The sequence below is a fragment of the Methanogenium sp. S4BF genome, assembly GCF_029633965.1.
Taxonomy (GTDB): Archaea; Halobacteriota; Methanomicrobia; order Methanomicrobiales; family Methanomicrobiaceae; genus Methanogenium.
This window is the reverse complement of record NZ_CP091277.1, coordinates 907,977-923,275: the sequence shown is the minus strand read 5'-3', so window position 1 is coordinate 923,275 and position 15,299 is coordinate 907,977. Positions and strand designations below refer to the sequence as shown.

The following is a 15,299-nucleotide window of genomic DNA, read 5'->3' as shown; positions in this document are numbered from 1 at the left end:
TGAGCCGATCAAACAAAATGATAGAAACGTGACGAAGTTGGATTCGTCATTTGTTGTAATGATTCCCTGAAAATCAGTGTTATATTCTGATACGTGAGGATGGCATAAATGAAGGAATGGATGTTAAGTGAAGCAGAAGGGTATGAGATCCTTGGAAAGTATGGTGTTCCTGTACCTGCGTTTAAGATCGTAACCACTGCAGAAGAAGCAGGAGATGTTGCAGAAAGTATTGGATTCCCTGTTGTGATGAAGATTGTTTCACCACAGATTATTCATAAGAGTGATTCCGGAGGTGTTGTCACCAGTATCGGAACAAAAGAAGGTGCTCAGGCTGCTTTTAACCGGATTGTGACAAGTGTCAAGGAATATAACCCGAAGGCGAAAATTGAAGGGGTTATCATCGAAGAACAGGCAAAACCCGGTCTTGAGCTGATCATCGGCGGAAAAACCGATCCAACCTTCGGCAAGGTCATTACCTTTGGCGCAGGCGGCACGCTTGTTGAGCTGATGAAGGATGTGACCCTCAGGATTCTTCCGACAACCGAGGAGGATGTGAGGGCGATGGTTAAAGAGATCAGAAGTTATCCCCTGATCTCCGGATACCGTGGTTCAAAACCAAAAGATGAAGAGACACTGGTAAATGCAATTATGAATGTCTGCCGGTTCTTTGAGGAGAATGAGCAGGTAAAGGAATTTGACATCAACCCATTACGTCTGTATGAATCCGGCGCCTGTGCTGTCGATTCACGTGTTATCATGACGGATGGCAAGGCCGTGGAGAAAAAGGCAGAACGTCCGGATGTTCCTCTTGAATACTTCAATCCCCGTTCGGTTGCCATCATCGGTGCATCAGATGACCCCACAAAGATGGGATATGCGGTGATGCATAATCTTCTTCATTTCCCCGGTCAGCTCTATCCGGTGAATAATAAGCGCGATACCATTCAGGGTCTGAAGGCGTATCCGACCATTAAAGATATTCCGGCACCGGTCGATATGGCGGTCATCACCGTCCCTGCGATGTATGTGCCTCAGGTCGTTGAAGAATGTGGTGAAAAAGGCGTCACGGTGGCGGTTGTTATCACTGCGGGATTCAAAGAGATGGGTGAAGACGGCAAAGCCCTTGAAGAGCGGGTTGTTGCGATTGCCAACAGGTATGGCACACGCATTGTCGGACCTAACTGTCTGGGACTCATTGTTCCGCCCCGCGGCCTTGATACAACATATGTGCACCAGTCACCCCGTCCGGGCAATATTGCATTCCTTTCCCAGAGTGGTGCGATTGTAAATACCGTTGTGGACTGGAGTCTTTCTGAGGATATTGGCTTTTCCGCTGTCGTTTCCGTCGGAAACCAGTCTGATCTGAACTTCTTTGACTACATGCGATGGGTTGAGCGTGACCCCAATACAAAGGCAATCATCATGTACATCGAGCAGATCAGTGATGGAGAGGCCTTTATGAAGGTTGCAAGTGAGGTTTCGAAGACAAAACCCATTATTGCCATTAAATCCGGTTCTTCTCACCGTGGTTCGCAGGCTGCAGCCTCCCATACGGGATCCCTTTCCGGCTCCTACGATGTATATATGGAAGCGTTCAGGCGGTCCGGTGTCCTTGCCGTCCATACCCTGACAGGGGCGTTCCTTGCAGCTGAGATGCTCTCTCATCCCAAGAGATATCCGAAGGGCTCGCGTGCTGTTATCGTCACAAACGCCGGTGGATTTGCTGTGCTGTCATCCGACTATGCAGAACGCTACGGTATCGATATTGTGGACCTGCCCGCAGACGTTGTTGCAGAGATGGACGAATTCCTGCCTGAATTCTGGAACAAAGGAAATCCTGTCGATCTGTTGGGTGACGCATCAGAACGCCGGTTTGAACAGACCTTTGAGGTTCTCGCCAAACATGACGATCTCTGGGACATGTGCTTTATCGTAGGGTTCCCGAACAATATTCTGTCATCAGAACAGCTTGCCAACCAGATCCTGAAACTTTCCGGGAATACCGAAAAGCGTATTATCTGTTCTCTTCTTGGTGGAGCTTCGATGGACCGGGGCAGAAAACTCCTGCGCCAGCACTCGATTCCAAGCTTTGAAGAACTTGATTTCACCTTCAGGGTTATCGGAAGGGTACTCTGGCAGCAGTTCCGGGTTTCAGCACCTGGTCTGCTGTAAAAAAGCAAAAATTTTATTTTTTTAATTTAATCGTATTCGCGCCAGGTGAATTTGCACTTGGTGCAGCGGAAGAACCGTGTCTCCGATTCATCTGCTGACCGAAGCTGCCTAAGCCACCATTCTGCGATGTCATTGCCACATTCCGGACATTTTGCAGAGACGGTGGGGAGCGTCCTCACTTCGTCTGCTTCATCAACGATGACAATATCCTTCTCCACCCGTTTATTGCGAATTGTCATCTTTTCTGTATTTTCGCCCGGTTCTTCAGTATGACCGCATTTTTTGCACCGGAAAAGGCCTTCTGAAGAGATCATAAGTGATTTACATTTTGGACAGAACTTCATCTGTTACTCATTGGATGTAGAGTCAGATTAAGATATGGAATATGTGTGTTTCACAGAAATTCAAATTGTGAAAATTATTTCAAGGTATATGGATAATGGAATGTAATGCAGGAGATTTTTGTTCTCATATCCTTTATTGCATTTTTTCTGTTTCTCTTCCCCACAGGTTTCAGAAAATATTTTGCAATTGCCGGCTGGATCAGTATTATCGGGGTCCTTTTTGCAAAATTTCCGGATTATATTATTGCAAATAATTTTATGTACCCGGTTGCCGCCTTCCTTGGCATACCGTTCCTGATAATCATCGTCCCCAAACTGCTTGAAGAGAATAAATTCAGCATCACACTGAGCCGGATGGCGGGTATTGCATATGTCATATTCGCTCCTTTCATGCTGATACCGGCGCTTGCCGACTGGCTTATTGCGGTAAATGTTGACCTGCTTGCATGGATGTTTACCGGAATTGGTTTTCCCTATGAGCTGGTTGAATGGAATATGTTCAGGGCTGATGTGTATCGCGTAGAAATAATTCTCGCATGCACCGGTATTCAGGGCATGGCAATCATGCTGGGTGTTGCCTGGGCGATACCGTCTTCTGTAAAGCAAAAAGTTCTGTCGTTTCTTGTTGTCGTGCCGGCGATTTTTGTGCTAAACCTCTTACGAAATACCTTTATTATCATGGCTTATGGTGATCAGTGGTTCCCGTATTTCCCGGAGATAGCCTCAAACGGAGAGATGGGCTATGAGAGTTTCTTCTGGGCGCACAATTTTGTTGCGGAAATCGGAGCACTGTTTGCGTTTATTGCAATTGCGTATATGCTGTACCGGATAAATCCCCGGCTTGGAGAAGAAATGGCTGGAATTGTGGATTTATTTGTCAGAGAAATCAGGGGATGGTTCGGTAAAGATACATAATCCTCTGAATTGCTGATAAATTGGTACAGAGAGCGACAATAATAGCTGAAATCCATATATATCCGCTGAATCCACCGATGATGAGAATAATCAGGGTTTCAGGGCGGCCAAAAAAACCAATGCCTTCCAGGGGGTCAGCGATTTTTCCATCCTCTCTGGTATCATACCCGATTTCAGCATACACTACCGGTTTTATAAACGTGTTCATAAGAGAGCCGATGATGGCGATTGCAACTACCGTAAAATCAAGGGTATGTGCGGGAAATCCATTCACGGAAATTATATGCGAGATGATGGCAATACCGGACATTCCGACTCCCAGCAGCGCAAGAGCATCGATATATTTGTCGGCTATCCAGTCAAAAACTGCTCCAAAACCGCTGGATTTGTTATTAATCCGTGCTACACCGCCATCAATAAGATCAAGGATGCCAGAAACAAGGAGCATGATGCTTCCGGCGACAAACATCCTGTTTGCATAGAGGACAGCGCATGCAATACCCGATATGATTGCAAGCAATGTCAGTTGATTTGGGGTAATCCCTGTCTTTGCACAGGCATGTGCAAGAGGATCAAGGGTTTTTATTGCACGGGGTCTAAGCGCTGTAATATTCATTATCGTATACACAGATGGGAAGATTAAGGGTATAATTCTTTGTTAATACTCAATATTGCAACGAATGCAGATGTTAAGGGAATCTCCTGTCCGTATCCCTATCGTATAATTACATTAATTGCACATACAGATTAAGAATAGATATACTGGGGTAATATATGATAAATCGGATAACCCGGCCACATGTTCTTATTATGTCAGAGATGACTGTCGATGGGAAACTTACGCTCTGGAAAGGTGCATCAAGCAAGATTCTCATGCAGTTTATGGACCCGGAAACAGAGGTGCTGCTCCATAAGACGCGTGCCGAATATGATGCAATTATGGTAGGTTCCAATACCATCAGGATTGATAACTCGATGCTCACGGTCAGGCTTGCGGAAGGGAAGAATCCCATTCGCGTCATCCCAAACAGGGGTGCCGATATTCCTCTTGATTCAAATGTACTGGGGCCTGATGCGCAGACGGTGATTGCGGTGTCTGAGGGGGCACCTCCGGAGCGGGTGGCAGCACTCCGGAAGAAGGGTGCTGATGTGCTGGTCGCAGGGAAAAAAGATATTGACTATCCTCTTCTTATGACCCTCCTGTATGAACAATACAATGTCAGAACACTTATGGTGGAAGGGGGTCCGACACTGAATTATTATATGTTTAAGAACGGACTTGTGGACGAATTGCGTCTTATTCATCTTCCGTTTATTGTCGGTGGAGCTGATACGCCTTCTCTTGTCGGCGGCATGCATATCAATTCGGTGGATGAAATGTTTCACCTGAGCCTGAAAAACCATTATATGTGCGGAAAGAATCTGGTTACAGAGTATGATATACTCTATTGAGTGAGGAAATTCCATGGGCTGGCTTGCGGGTGAAGTAGACAGAATCAACCGAAAAAAAATGCGCCGTGGCTGGCTGAAATATTTTTTTCTGGGGGGAATTACTGCACTTCTTCTTGCAGCCATAGTGATGGCTGCAGTATGGACGGTCTCAGAAGAGTTCAGCATCTCTGTAATCCGTGTGGAAGGCACCATTGTTTCGGCGAATGTAAATGGAAACGGATATGCGGGAAGTGAATATATCGGGCGTGAACTGCGTGCGTCGGCAGACGACCCGCTCGTCGAGGGAATCGTTCTCCGGGTGAACAGTCCCGGAGGCTCTCCCGCTGCAGCGCAGGAAATCATCCGTGATATTGAGTATGCAAAAGAGCGGAAACCTGTCATTGTTTCCATGGGGGATATCGCAACCTCTGCTGCGTATCACATCAGTTCCCACGCTGATGTTATCTATGCCAATCCGGATACGATGACCGGCAGTATCGGCACTATATGGACGATTTTTGACTACAGTAAATCACTCGAAGATGAAGGGGTCTCTGTCGATGTGCTCAAATCCGGTGATAAAAAAGATATTACGTCCCCCTACCGGGGACTCACCGATGACGAGCGGGTATATCTTCAGGAGCTTGTAAACGAGAGTTCTGAAATATTCATCGATGATGTGGTTGCCCAGCGGGGAGTTGAGCGTTCGATAATAGAGGACGCACGCCCCATTCGCGGGGATTATGCACAAAGTATCGGACTGGTCGATGAGATGGGGAATCTCTTCGACGCAATTAATGCCGTATCTGCGTATCCCTGAGATTTTCCGTGTTCTTTTTTTAAATCATCCGGACGGGATCAGCCTTCATATATTCCCTGCAGATGGTGGTTGCATACTGTCCCGGCCCAAGTGAGAATGAGAGGCGCACGATATCGTCACATACCTCCGATTCAACCGTGGTGCTGACGCTGATCATGCGTAATGCCCCCTTAAATGACATGTCGGTTAATTCCCCTGCTTTTCTGAATGATGCATAGGATATGCCGTCTGCCTCCATCAGGCTGGATATGTGCTGTTCAGACGGGCTCCCGGTGGGTACGGTCTTTTCACCCGGCATCTCAAGGCAGATGTGGGCACGGCCCCGTCTGATGAGCACCGCTGCCTGGGCGGCGTTTGATTCCCCGACGATGTCAGTTTTTCCGTTCTGAAACAGGATTCTGTCTCCCGGTGCCGGTTCAGACAAGGCGTACCCCATCTGAATTCTGTGGGAAAGGCCCATGTTAAAAAGCCATGACTGATATGCTGAAACAAACATCGAGAGGAGCTTTGGGGGAACACGTTTGAGTGCACCTTCATAGTCTTCCGGCCTTTCTGCAAGGTGATGGAGGATGGCGCGTTCATACCTCATCTGGACCGGAAGATTTTCAAGGGCTTTTTTGGGATCATTGTCTGAGAGATAATCCGTCCGGGCTTTTGCAACACTCTCAGGCTCTCCTTCTGAAGGGAATCCCACATATGTCCTGACTGCCTCTTTATAGTCCTCGAGCAGAATCTGTTTACCCACAAGATGAGTGACCGGTCGTTGAACACCAAACCGCTGAATTCCAAAATAATTGGGGACTCCTGTTTTGACACAGGAATCTGCCTGAGCGACTGCCTCGGTCAGGTTGCCTGAGATGCATGAACGCAGGGTAATTTCAAAGCGGTTTCCCTGCAGATCTCCCAGTGATAACTGCTGATCAGATCTGCCAACCGGCGTCAGGGTAATGTCCTTCAGGTGGATATTTTCGATATCAGTTTCTGCGATATCATACAGGGATATCAGCTGGGTGGTGACAGCATGTTTGTCTTTGGTCCCTGCCCACGAGATCCGGCGATGACTGATGCCGAGTATTTTGGCAATTTCCTTCACCGCACGCTGGAGCTCCCAGTTTTTCTTCTCCAGACTGCAGATCAGGTATTTTCCGGATGACTGTACCGGGTTGTTTATTTCATGCACAATGAAGTCTTCTGCTTCCTGGCGTAAGAGACCCTGGATGCCTTCATTGTCACAGACATAATACTGCATGCCAAGTGTCTGTTCGACAGGATATGGTGATTGTTTCATAAGAGCTGCAGGTCCCCGGTAATTCTGTCCAGATCTTCTGAGAGTGCCGGACCAAGTCCAAGGGCGGTGACGGTACCGGGTTCGACCTCAGTCCGGCCCGCATCGGTGATAAGCGAGGTGGCTATTCCTGCCATTTCTGCATTGGCCTTGATTTCATAGAGATCGCGAAGGGAAGGGGCCTTAAGCACCACTTTCTTCATCCCTTCATTAAACCACTTTTTCCGCGTGATTTTATCGGACTTTTCATATGCCCCAACTGCAGCATGGGCGAGTTGTGCACACTTTTTCCCGCAGCTCATTTTTACATCACTGCGGATTATCAGGCATTGTTTCCACGTAAAATCGGAATCATCTTTCATCGATACTGTAGTAATGAGCTCTGGCGGGTATATACCTCTTCACCCGGCGGAATTCTTTGATTATGAAATATTCCCGAGTTTTTATCCATGATTCATGCCTATTGAATGTAGATGTACGATGTGATTGTTGTCGGTGCAGGGCCTGCCGGGTCTGCAGCGGCACGATACTGTGCTGCTTCAGGGCTCCGGACACTGATGATAGAAGAGCATGCATCTGTCGGATATCCTGTTCAGTGTGCCGGTCTTCTGAGTGAGAATGCCTTTGTTGAGTGTCACGTGTCATCGGACTCGGTGATTCAGGCGGTGCGGGGTGCCACGCTTCATTCTTCCCGTGGGTGTGAACTGAACTTTGATGCCGGCAAAACCAAGGCCCTCGTGGTGGACAGGGGTGCCCTTGACCGGGAAATGGCGGAGAATGCGGTATCAGCCGGTGCTGATATCCTGCTCAAAACCTATGCATATGATATCCGGGACAATGTGCTCTTTACGAAGGGAGTGGGCGGCCACCGTGAGATTCCGTTTCGCCTCCTGATTGCTGCAGACGGGCCACGCAGCCATATCCGGTCCATTCGCGGAATGAAGCCGCCCCTTCGGTTTTATGCCGGAATTCAGGCCGATGTTCCGTATGAAACGGACACCGCATTTGTGCATATTTATCCGGATGCCTCCCCTGATTTTTTTGGCTGGGCCATTCCTGCCGGGGAGGGCAGAGTGAGAGTGGGTCTTGCAGGAGGGGCGGATGTGCAGAGTCGTTTCTCCTCATTCATCCGCAATTTCAGTGATTCATGCCTGCATCAGGTGACAGGCACCATCCCGATGGGCGTGATGCCCCGGACCTATGGTGCACGGACCCTGTTTGTGGGCGATGCGGCCGGATTTGCAAAACCCACTTCCGGAGGGGGCGTGTATACCGGTGTCCGGTCTTCCCGGCATGCAGCAGATGTGGCGTCTGTCTGCTGCGAAGAGGACCGGTTTGATGACACATCCCTTTCCCCGTATGAATCGGCATGGAGTGCAGACTTTGGGAAAGAACTGGATTTTGGCTACCGGTTCCTTGAAATGAGGTCAAATATTTCCACGAATGATATCAGCGATATCTGCAGGGCACTGAACACGCCGGAAATGAAGCGGACGATAGTTGAATATGGTGATATGGACCGGCCAACGGAACTGATTCTCCGGCTGATGAAAAATCCAACCTTCTTCCGGATAGCACGTACGGTTGCAAAAGCAGAGCTCAGGAGTCTGCTTTTTGGTGGCAGGCGATAGATACTGACTTTTTTTATGGTCTGTGTTCATCGGATATCACGCCAGCATTTTTTTCATGTTGTATGATGAGTGTATTCTATGGAGAGTCAGTTCGGACGAGGTTTTATTACCAATATCATGTTGATTGCACGGCATTTTGCCCTGCCTCCGGAACAGGCATGGGCAGGTGTCAGTGATCATCTGACGGAGATGCAGGTACCCGAACAGTTTCTGGGGACGGAAGTTGAAGAACTGGTTGTCATGCTCCGGAAAAATGTCATGTGGCACCAGAACGGCAGTATGGATAAAGAGGATGCCGAATCTGTGGTACGTATTCTCAAAAGACTGGTGGTTGCAATTGACCGGAATCTCGGCATCCCTGATCCGCAGATCGGCAAGTACGACTGAGAGGGTGAAAGTGAGAGTGAGCAATCATTAAAGTCTGAAAAAGCCTATATTATACTAATTAATTTCATTGACATTTTTGATTCTGTCAGAGCTGAGGTTTTAGTGGTGGTTATGAAAAAACAGAGTTATATGTCTGAATTAATGGCAATATTCAGGAGTATTCTTGATGGTTGAAAAAAGCGGATACACAGGCAGCAATATCACGGTTCTTGAAGGACTGGAAGCCGTCAGGAAACGTCCTGCGATGTACATCGGCAGTACGGATGAACGGGGGCTTCATCATCTCGTCTACGAGGTCGTCGACAATGCAATTGATGAGGCACTGGGGGGATTTTGTGATACGGTTACCGTCACCCTGACGGAAGACGGTTCCTGTATGGTTGAAGACAACGGGCGGGGTATCCCCGTTGATATGATGCCAAAATACAAGAAGAGTGCACTTGAGGTCGTGTTGACGGTACTCCATGCAGGGGGTAAATTTGATAAGTCGACATACCAGGTTTCCGGCGGTCTTCACGGGGTGGGTGTGTCTGTTGTTAATGCGCTTTCATCTGAGCTTTCCGCAACGGTATTCCGGAATGGAAAAGTTCATTCAATTGCCTTTCATTCAGGTGCGGTCACCATGCCGCTCACGGAGTGCGATCAGCAAAAGGGGGACCATAAGCGTGGCACTCTTATCTGTTTCAAACCGGATCCGGCAATCTTCGAGACGGTTGACTTTGATTATGACAAACTGAGTTATCGGATGCGGGAACTGGCCTTCCTGAATAAGGGGATCTCGATCTCAATTATTGATGAACGGACCGGAGATTCTGATACCTTCCATTATGAGGGGGGCATCAGTGAGTTTGTGACCTATCTTATCGGTGAGAAGGAAGCGATTCACCGGGACGTCATCTATCTGGAATCAGAAGATGTGCCAAACAAGGTGCAGGTTGAAGTAGGCCTGCAGTATACTACTGCCTATTCGGAAACGATGCTGACCTTTGTCAACAGCGTCAACACCCGTGAAGGAGGCACCCATCTGGAGGGATTCAGAAGTGCACTCACCCGCTCGATAAACACCGTTGCACGGAATAATAATCTGCTCAAAGACCTGTCCGTTCCTCTGCGGGGAGAGGATGTCCGGGAAGGTCTGAATGCCGTGATTGCCATTAAGATTGCTGAACCGCAGTTTGAAGGGCAGACCAAGATGAAACTGGGGAACTCAAATGTCAAGGGCATTGTGGATTCACTGGTGTATCAGTCGCTTTCAACCTATTTCGAAGAAAATCCGAAGGTAATTCAGATTATCATCGAAAAAGCCAAGACCGCAGCAAAAGCACGAGAAGCAGCAAAGAAAGCCCGTGAACTTGCCCGCAGAAAGAGTACCCTTGAAGGTTCCGGCCTTCCGGGCAAACTGGCTGACTGTTCCGAGCGTGACCCTTCAAAGAGTGAAATCTATATTGTCGAGGGAGATTCTGCAGGAGGTTCGGCTAAACAGGGGCGGGACCGTAAATTCCAGGCAATTCTTCCGTTAAAAGGAAAAATCCTGAATGTCGAGAAGGCAAACCCGGTGAAAATCCTGAAGAATGTCGAAATTCAGACATTAATCTCTGCCATCGGGACCGGCATTGCGGAAACATTCGATATTGAGCGCAGCCGGTATCATCATATCATTCTCATGACCGATGCGGATGTTGACGGCGCCCATATCTGTACGCTTCTGCTGACATTCTTCTACCGCTACATGCCGGCACTGATTGAAGAAGGCTATATCTATATCGCCCAGCCGCCGCTGTACCGCGTTGCACGGGGGAAAACGGAGTATTATGCATATAGCGAAGAGGAGATGCGGGAGTATGCAAAGGAGCTGGGAGAGAAAGGCACCCACATCCAGCGCTACAAGGGTCTGGGTGAAATGAACGCCCAGCAGCTCTGGGACACCACCATGGCCCCTGCCTCCCGTGTGCTGAAAAAGGTGCAGATCGAAGATGCGAGTTATGCAAATGATATCTTTGAAAAGCTCATGGGCGATGATGTATCTGCCCGCCGTGATTTTATCCGGCGCCATGCAAAGGAGGTGACGAACCTTGACATCTGAAGAGAGAGGCCGTATTATTCCTGTCAATATTGAACAGGAGATGAAATCCTCCTATATTGATTATGCAATGAGTGTGATCATCGGACGTGCTATCCCCGATGTGCGTGACGGTCTCAAGCCGGTGCATCGCCGTACGCTCTTTGCGATGGGCGAGATGGGGAATACCCATGATAAGCCGTTTAAAAAGAGTGCACGTGTGGTTGGAGATGTCATGGGTAAGTACCATCCGCACGGTGATGCCTCCATCTATGATACGGTCGTTAAGATGGCGCAGCCGTTTTCCTATCGGCATACGCTGGTGGAAGGGCAGGGTAACTTCGGTTCGATTGACGGGGACTCTGCTGCTGCAATGCGTTACACCGAAGCACGCCTTGATCCGGTTGCAGAGGAGCTTTTAGAGGACATCAACAAAGAGACGGTGAATTTCGTCCCGAATTTTGATGAATCACTCAGGGAGCCGTCGGTCCTTCCGGGAAAATTCCCGAATCTCTTAGTAAACGGGTCCACCGGAATAGCTGTCGGAATGGCAACCAACATGGCCCCCCACAATCTGGGGGAGGTCTCCCGTGCGATCGCAGCGGTCATTGACAATCCTGAAATCACCACCGATGATCTGATGACCATCATGCCGGGGCCTGATTTCCCGACGGGCGGCGTGATTCTCGGCACATCGGGAATTAAAAACGCCTATCGGGATGGAAGGGGCAAGGTTCGTATCCGGGGGGTCGCAGAGATTGAGGATGAGGAAAAGAAACCACGCATCATCATCTCTGAGATTCCGTTCCAGGTGAACAAGTCCCGGATGATCGAGCAGATGGCGGCCCTCGTCCGTGAGAAGAAAATAGATGGGATTAGTGATATCCGTGATGAATCCGATAAGGACGGAATTCGGGTTGTCATTGAACTGAAACGCGCATCCCAGCCCCTCACGGTTCTGAATCAGCTGTATAAGCATACTGCTCTTGAAACCACCTTTGGCATCATTAATCTGGCCATCGTAGATGTCCAGCCGAAGGTACTGGGCCTGCGCTCCATCATTAATGAATATCTCCGCCACCGGCGTGAAGTGGTGCGGCGACGTACTGAATTTGACCTGAGGAAAGCGGAAGAGCGCCAGCATATCCTGAAAGGGTTATTGCTGGCCCTTGACCGGATTGATGAGGTCATCGCAACCATTCGTGCCTCAAAGACCGGTGAGGAGGCCTCCGCCGCACTGATTGCACAGTTTGGTCTGGATGCCGTGCAGGCGGATGCGATTCTGAAGATGCAGCTTCGCCGCCTTGCCGCTCTCGAACACCAGAAGATTGCGGATGAAAGGGATGCTCTGCACCGTGAGATTGAGCGCCTGTCCACCATTCTCGCTGACGACAAGAACATCCTTGCCGTTATCCGGGAAGAAATTACGACTCTCGGCGAAAAATACGGGAACGAGAGGAGAACCAAAATCACTCCGTTTGAAGGTGAATTCGATAAAGAAGATCTCATCGAGAAGCGTGAGGTGGTCATTTCCCTGACCGGTGATAATTATATTAAATCCATGCCTCTTGAGACCTATCGTGGTCAGCACCGCGGAGGACGGGGCATTATCGGAATGGCGACAAAGGAGGATGACGTCGTCCAGAAGGTTTTCACTGCCTGTACGCATGATTATCTGCTGTGTTTCACCTCTGCCGGGAGAGTCTACTGGCTGAAGGTATATGATATTCCTGAAGCCAGCCGGACCAGCCGCGGGAAGGCGATTGTCAATCTCCTGAATCTTAACGAAGAGCGGGTAACGGCAATTATCTCGGTTTCTGAGTTCAGTGACGAGAGGTTCTTCCTCTTTGTTACCAGGGAAGGAATGATTGTTAAGATTCCACAGGCAGAATTCTCCCGTCCCCGTGCCAATGGCATCAATGCAATCACCCTCCGTGAGAATGATGAACTTGTTCATGTCAAGAGTATTGATGCAACCAGTGATCTGATTCTTACCACCCGGTTCGGACAGAGTCTCCGGTTCAATATTGAGACAGTCCCCCTGCGGCACAGAAACGCACTGGGTGTCATCGGCATCAAACTCCGCTACGGCGATCTGCTGCAGGATATCGCGGTGATTGAAAAAGATCATCTGCTGACCATTACCGAGCGGGGATATGGGAAGAGAACCGAATTTGATGAGTTCATGGGGCATGGTCGTGCGACCATGGGTGTCAGAAATATTCAGACCGATTATTCAGCCGGGGTTGTTTCTTCAAAGGCAGTTTCCGATGATGATGAAGTCCTTCTGATGAGCCGGTCAGGCATCGTGATGCGGACAGCGGTATCAGAGATTTCCATCCAGAAACGCGGAACACGGGGTGTCAGAATTATGAAACTCGACAATGGTGACAGCCTGGTCGGGTTCACCATCATCAAATCCGCTCCGGAAGCAGTTGAAACCGAGACCGGGTCCGAAAGTACGTCTGATAATGATTCGGCTCCGGAGTCTGATAGCGGATCAGATGAATATGATACTGAGCCGGATACCGAACCGGAAAATATGAATGAATATTAATTAATCATTTTTTTTCGTGCAGCAGACTGCCATACCAATAATTCCTAACGCGATTACGGGAATGACAGGAGATAAGGGTGTCGTTGTTTCGGATGGTGACGTTCCCGCGGAAGGATAGAGATTTGCACTGATTTTTTCCTGTTCATCGACACTTACATCAACACTTGCATCCCAGTCCTGGTATCCTTCCAGTTTCAGGTTGATGTGGTAATTGGCGGGTCCGAGTTCCCGGATTATGAGAGGGGTATATCCCTTGAAAACATCATCGACGTATACTTCGGCATTGGATGGTGTGGACTGGATATTTATTGAACCGTCGTATGGGATTTCGCTTTTCTCCATTTTTGCACTGATGGTGACCGTTTTTCCCTGAACAACCTCTATCTCGGTGTTCCAGTCGTAATATCCATCCAGTTTTAATGCTATGGTATGTTTTCCCGTGGGAATGTCACTGATGACGCGGGGGGAAATCCCGGCATATGTTCCGTCAAGGTATATGGTTGCTCCTGCCGGTGTGGATGAAATATCGGCATTTCCTTTGTACGGCATCAGGGTAGCAGATATCGACGTGGTCTCACTGCTTTTCACTTCCAGGGTGCCAAGCCAGGAGATATAGCCGTCTTTCCTCAGTTCAATAGAATAGGATCCGGGTGAATAGCGCCCTGTCAGGTCGAGGGGTGTGTCGCCCTTGTATGCACCTTCGATATACACTCCTGCCCCGCTGGGGGATGATGAGATGAGGATGGTGGGCGGCCCTGCTGTTACAAATCCTGTCACGAAATAAATCGCAAGGAGGATGCAGAGCAGTTTTCTCACCTGTTGCATGGATATGTCTGTCATATCAGATGCCTATGTCAAACAGGCATATATGTCCTTTTATGCCTGATGACCCAAAACTACGTATCGCAGGAGTTCTCATCTGCATATGATCGATATGTACCAGGAAGATCTTGTATTCAGGACAGCGGGTGAGGGCGATATCCTCAATCTGTCAGGGCCCCTTCAGCAGGTGGTTAGCCGGTCCGGGGTCCGTGACGGGATTGTGTGTGCTTATGTTCCCGGGTCTACTGCTGCGCTGACAACCATTGAGTATGAACCCGGTGTGCTTGCTGATCTGATGGATGCCCTTGAAGCAGTTGCGTCATCGGAAAAGAACTATGCCCATGACCAGGCGTGGGGGGATGGAAACGGACGTTCCCATGTGCGTGCCGCTCTCATCGGCCCGTCATTAACAATCCCTGTCTCGCATGGCACCATAAGAACCGGCAGATGGCAGCAGCCAGTGCTGATAGAGCTTGATGTGAGGGCATCACGGGAGCGCACAATAGTCTGCAGTGTTATCGGCATCTGAAATCCCTGGTCTCAAAGGAGAACAGACAACCGAAAATACGTTTTAAGAAAAGTATTAAGAAATGGTTAGTCCAGCGGGATCGTCTCTAACTGGGAGACCAGTTCCCAGATCCGTGTGCGGGCGTGAACCGGCATATTTGGATCATTACTGATTTCATCAATAATGGATATCGCAGTAGCTGCACGCAGCCCGAGCTGCTGAGAATCATTGATGAGCACTTTGCGGGTATCATCCGCGACTCTTCTGATGTTGCGTGGAATGGTATTGTCTTCCATCATTTGCTGGAGCATCATTACACAGTTTTTGATTGTTACTTCAGGGTCACCCATTATTTTTTCCACCTTCGC

General features: G+C 48.9%; 15 protein-coding genes. 9 read left to right on the top strand and 6 right to left on the bottom strand.

What is annotated here, in order from left to right; genetic code table 11:
• The first annotated feature begins 108 nt into the window (after window positions 1–108).
• Window positions 109–2,172, top strand: a complete 2,064-nt coding sequence (locus L1S32_RS04490) for an acetate--CoA ligase family protein (protein WP_278156494.1) — start codon at window positions 109–111, stop codon at window positions 2,170–2,172.
• A gap of 26 nt (window positions 2,173–2,198) precedes the next feature.
• Here L1S32_RS04490 and L1S32_RS04485 read toward each other — a convergent pair whose 3' ends face one another.
• Window positions 2,199–2,516 carry a transcription factor S gene (locus L1S32_RS04485; RefSeq protein WP_278156492.1) on the bottom strand — a complete coding sequence of 106 codons (318 nt, stop codon included), beginning with the start codon at window positions 2,514–2,516 and terminating at the stop codon, window positions 2,199–2,201.
• Window positions 2,517–2,621: 105 nt separating this feature from the next.
• Between L1S32_RS04485 and artA the strand changes: the two genes are divergently transcribed.
• Window positions 2,622–3,431, top strand: coding sequence for an archaeosortase A (gene artA, locus L1S32_RS04480; protein WP_278156490.1), 810 nt, complete (start codon window positions 2,622–2,624; stop codon window positions 3,429–3,431).
• Here the strand turns inward: artA and L1S32_RS04475 are convergent.
• Complete coding sequence (locus L1S32_RS04475) at window positions 3,403–4,047, bottom strand: CDP-alcohol phosphatidyltransferase family protein (RefSeq protein WP_278156488.1); 645 nt, start codon at window positions 4,045–4,047, stop codon at window positions 3,403–3,405. The genes artA and L1S32_RS04475 overlap by 29 nt on opposite strands.
• 158 nt (window positions 4,048–4,205) lie before the next feature.
• On the opposite strand from L1S32_RS04475, the gene L1S32_RS04470 reads away from it, so the two are divergent.
• Together L1S32_RS04470 and sppA are read left to right on the top strand one after the other, a co-directional pair.
• Complete coding sequence (locus tag L1S32_RS04470; RefSeq protein ID WP_278156486.1) at window positions 4,206–4,883, top strand: dihydrofolate reductase family protein; 678 nt, start codon at window positions 4,206–4,208, stop codon at window positions 4,881–4,883.
• A gap of 13 nt (window positions 4,884–4,896) precedes the next feature.
• On the top strand, window positions 4,897–5,682 hold the full coding sequence (gene sppA / locus L1S32_RS04465; RefSeq protein WP_278156484.1) for a signal peptide peptidase SppA: 786 nt from the start codon (window positions 4,897–4,899) through the stop codon (window positions 5,680–5,682).
• Window positions 5,683–5,701: 19 nt separating this feature from the next.
• On the opposite strand, the gene truD is transcribed toward sppA, so the two are convergent.
• Together truD and pth2 are read right to left on the bottom strand one after the other, a co-directional pair.
• Window positions 5,702–6,970, bottom strand: coding sequence for a tRNA pseudouridine(13) synthase TruD (gene truD / locus L1S32_RS04460; RefSeq protein WP_278156482.1), 1,269 nt, complete (start codon window positions 6,968–6,970; stop codon window positions 5,702–5,704).
• On the bottom strand, window positions 6,967–7,329 hold the full coding sequence (pth2, locus tag L1S32_RS04455; RefSeq protein ID WP_278156480.1) for a peptidyl-tRNA hydrolase Pth2: 363 nt from the start codon (window positions 7,327–7,329) through the stop codon (window positions 6,967–6,969). The genes truD and pth2 overlap by 4 nt, the downstream gene beginning before the upstream one ends.
• Before the next feature lie 111 nt (window positions 7,330–7,440).
• On the opposite strand from pth2, the gene L1S32_RS04450 reads away from it, so the two are divergent.
• The 4 genes from L1S32_RS04450 to gyrA all read left to right on the top strand — a co-directional run bounded on the left by L1S32_RS04450 (window position 7,441) and on the right by gyrA (window position 13,601).
• Window positions 7,441–8,598, top strand: a complete 1,158-nt coding sequence (locus L1S32_RS04450) for an NAD(P)/FAD-dependent oxidoreductase (RefSeq protein WP_278156479.1) — start codon at window positions 7,441–7,443, stop codon at window positions 8,596–8,598.
• A gap of 78 nt (window positions 8,599–8,676) precedes the next feature.
• Window positions 8,677–8,985: a hypothetical protein gene (locus L1S32_RS04445; protein WP_278156477.1), complete on the top strand. Its 309-nt coding sequence runs from the start codon at window positions 8,677–8,679 to the stop codon at window positions 8,983–8,985.
• Between the two features lie 166 nt (window positions 8,986–9,151).
• Window positions 9,152–11,068 carry a DNA topoisomerase (ATP-hydrolyzing) subunit B gene (gene gyrB / locus L1S32_RS04440; protein ID WP_278156475.1) on the top strand — a complete coding sequence of 639 codons (1,917 nt, stop codon included), beginning with the start codon at window positions 9,152–9,154 and terminating at the stop codon, window positions 11,066–11,068.
• Window positions 11,058–13,601, top strand: coding sequence for a DNA gyrase subunit A (gene gyrA, locus L1S32_RS04435; RefSeq protein ID WP_278156473.1), 2,544 nt, complete (start codon window positions 11,058–11,060; stop codon window positions 13,599–13,601). The genes gyrB and gyrA overlap by 11 nt, the downstream gene beginning before the upstream one ends.
• Here gyrA and L1S32_RS04430 read toward each other — a convergent pair whose 3' ends face one another.
• Window positions 13,602–14,441, bottom strand: coding sequence for a PEGA domain-containing protein (locus tag L1S32_RS04430; RefSeq protein WP_278156471.1), 840 nt, complete (start codon window positions 14,439–14,441; stop codon window positions 13,602–13,604). It abuts the gene before it with no gap.
• Window positions 14,442–14,526: 85 nt separating this feature from the next.
• On the opposite strand from L1S32_RS04430, the gene L1S32_RS04425 reads away from it, so the two are divergent.
• Window positions 14,527–14,952: a secondary thiamine-phosphate synthase enzyme YjbQ gene (locus tag L1S32_RS04425; RefSeq protein ID WP_347403365.1), complete on the top strand. Its 426-nt coding sequence runs from the start codon at window positions 14,527–14,529 to the stop codon at window positions 14,950–14,952.
• 65 nt (window positions 14,953–15,017) lie between these two features.
• Here L1S32_RS04425 and L1S32_RS04420 read toward each other — a convergent pair whose 3' ends face one another.
• Window positions 15,018–15,281 carry a UPF0147 family protein gene (locus L1S32_RS04420; protein ID WP_278156469.1) on the bottom strand — a complete coding sequence of 88 codons (264 nt, stop codon included), beginning with the start codon at window positions 15,279–15,281 and terminating at the stop codon, window positions 15,018–15,020.
• Between the last annotated feature and the right edge of the window lie 18 nt (window positions 15,282–15,299).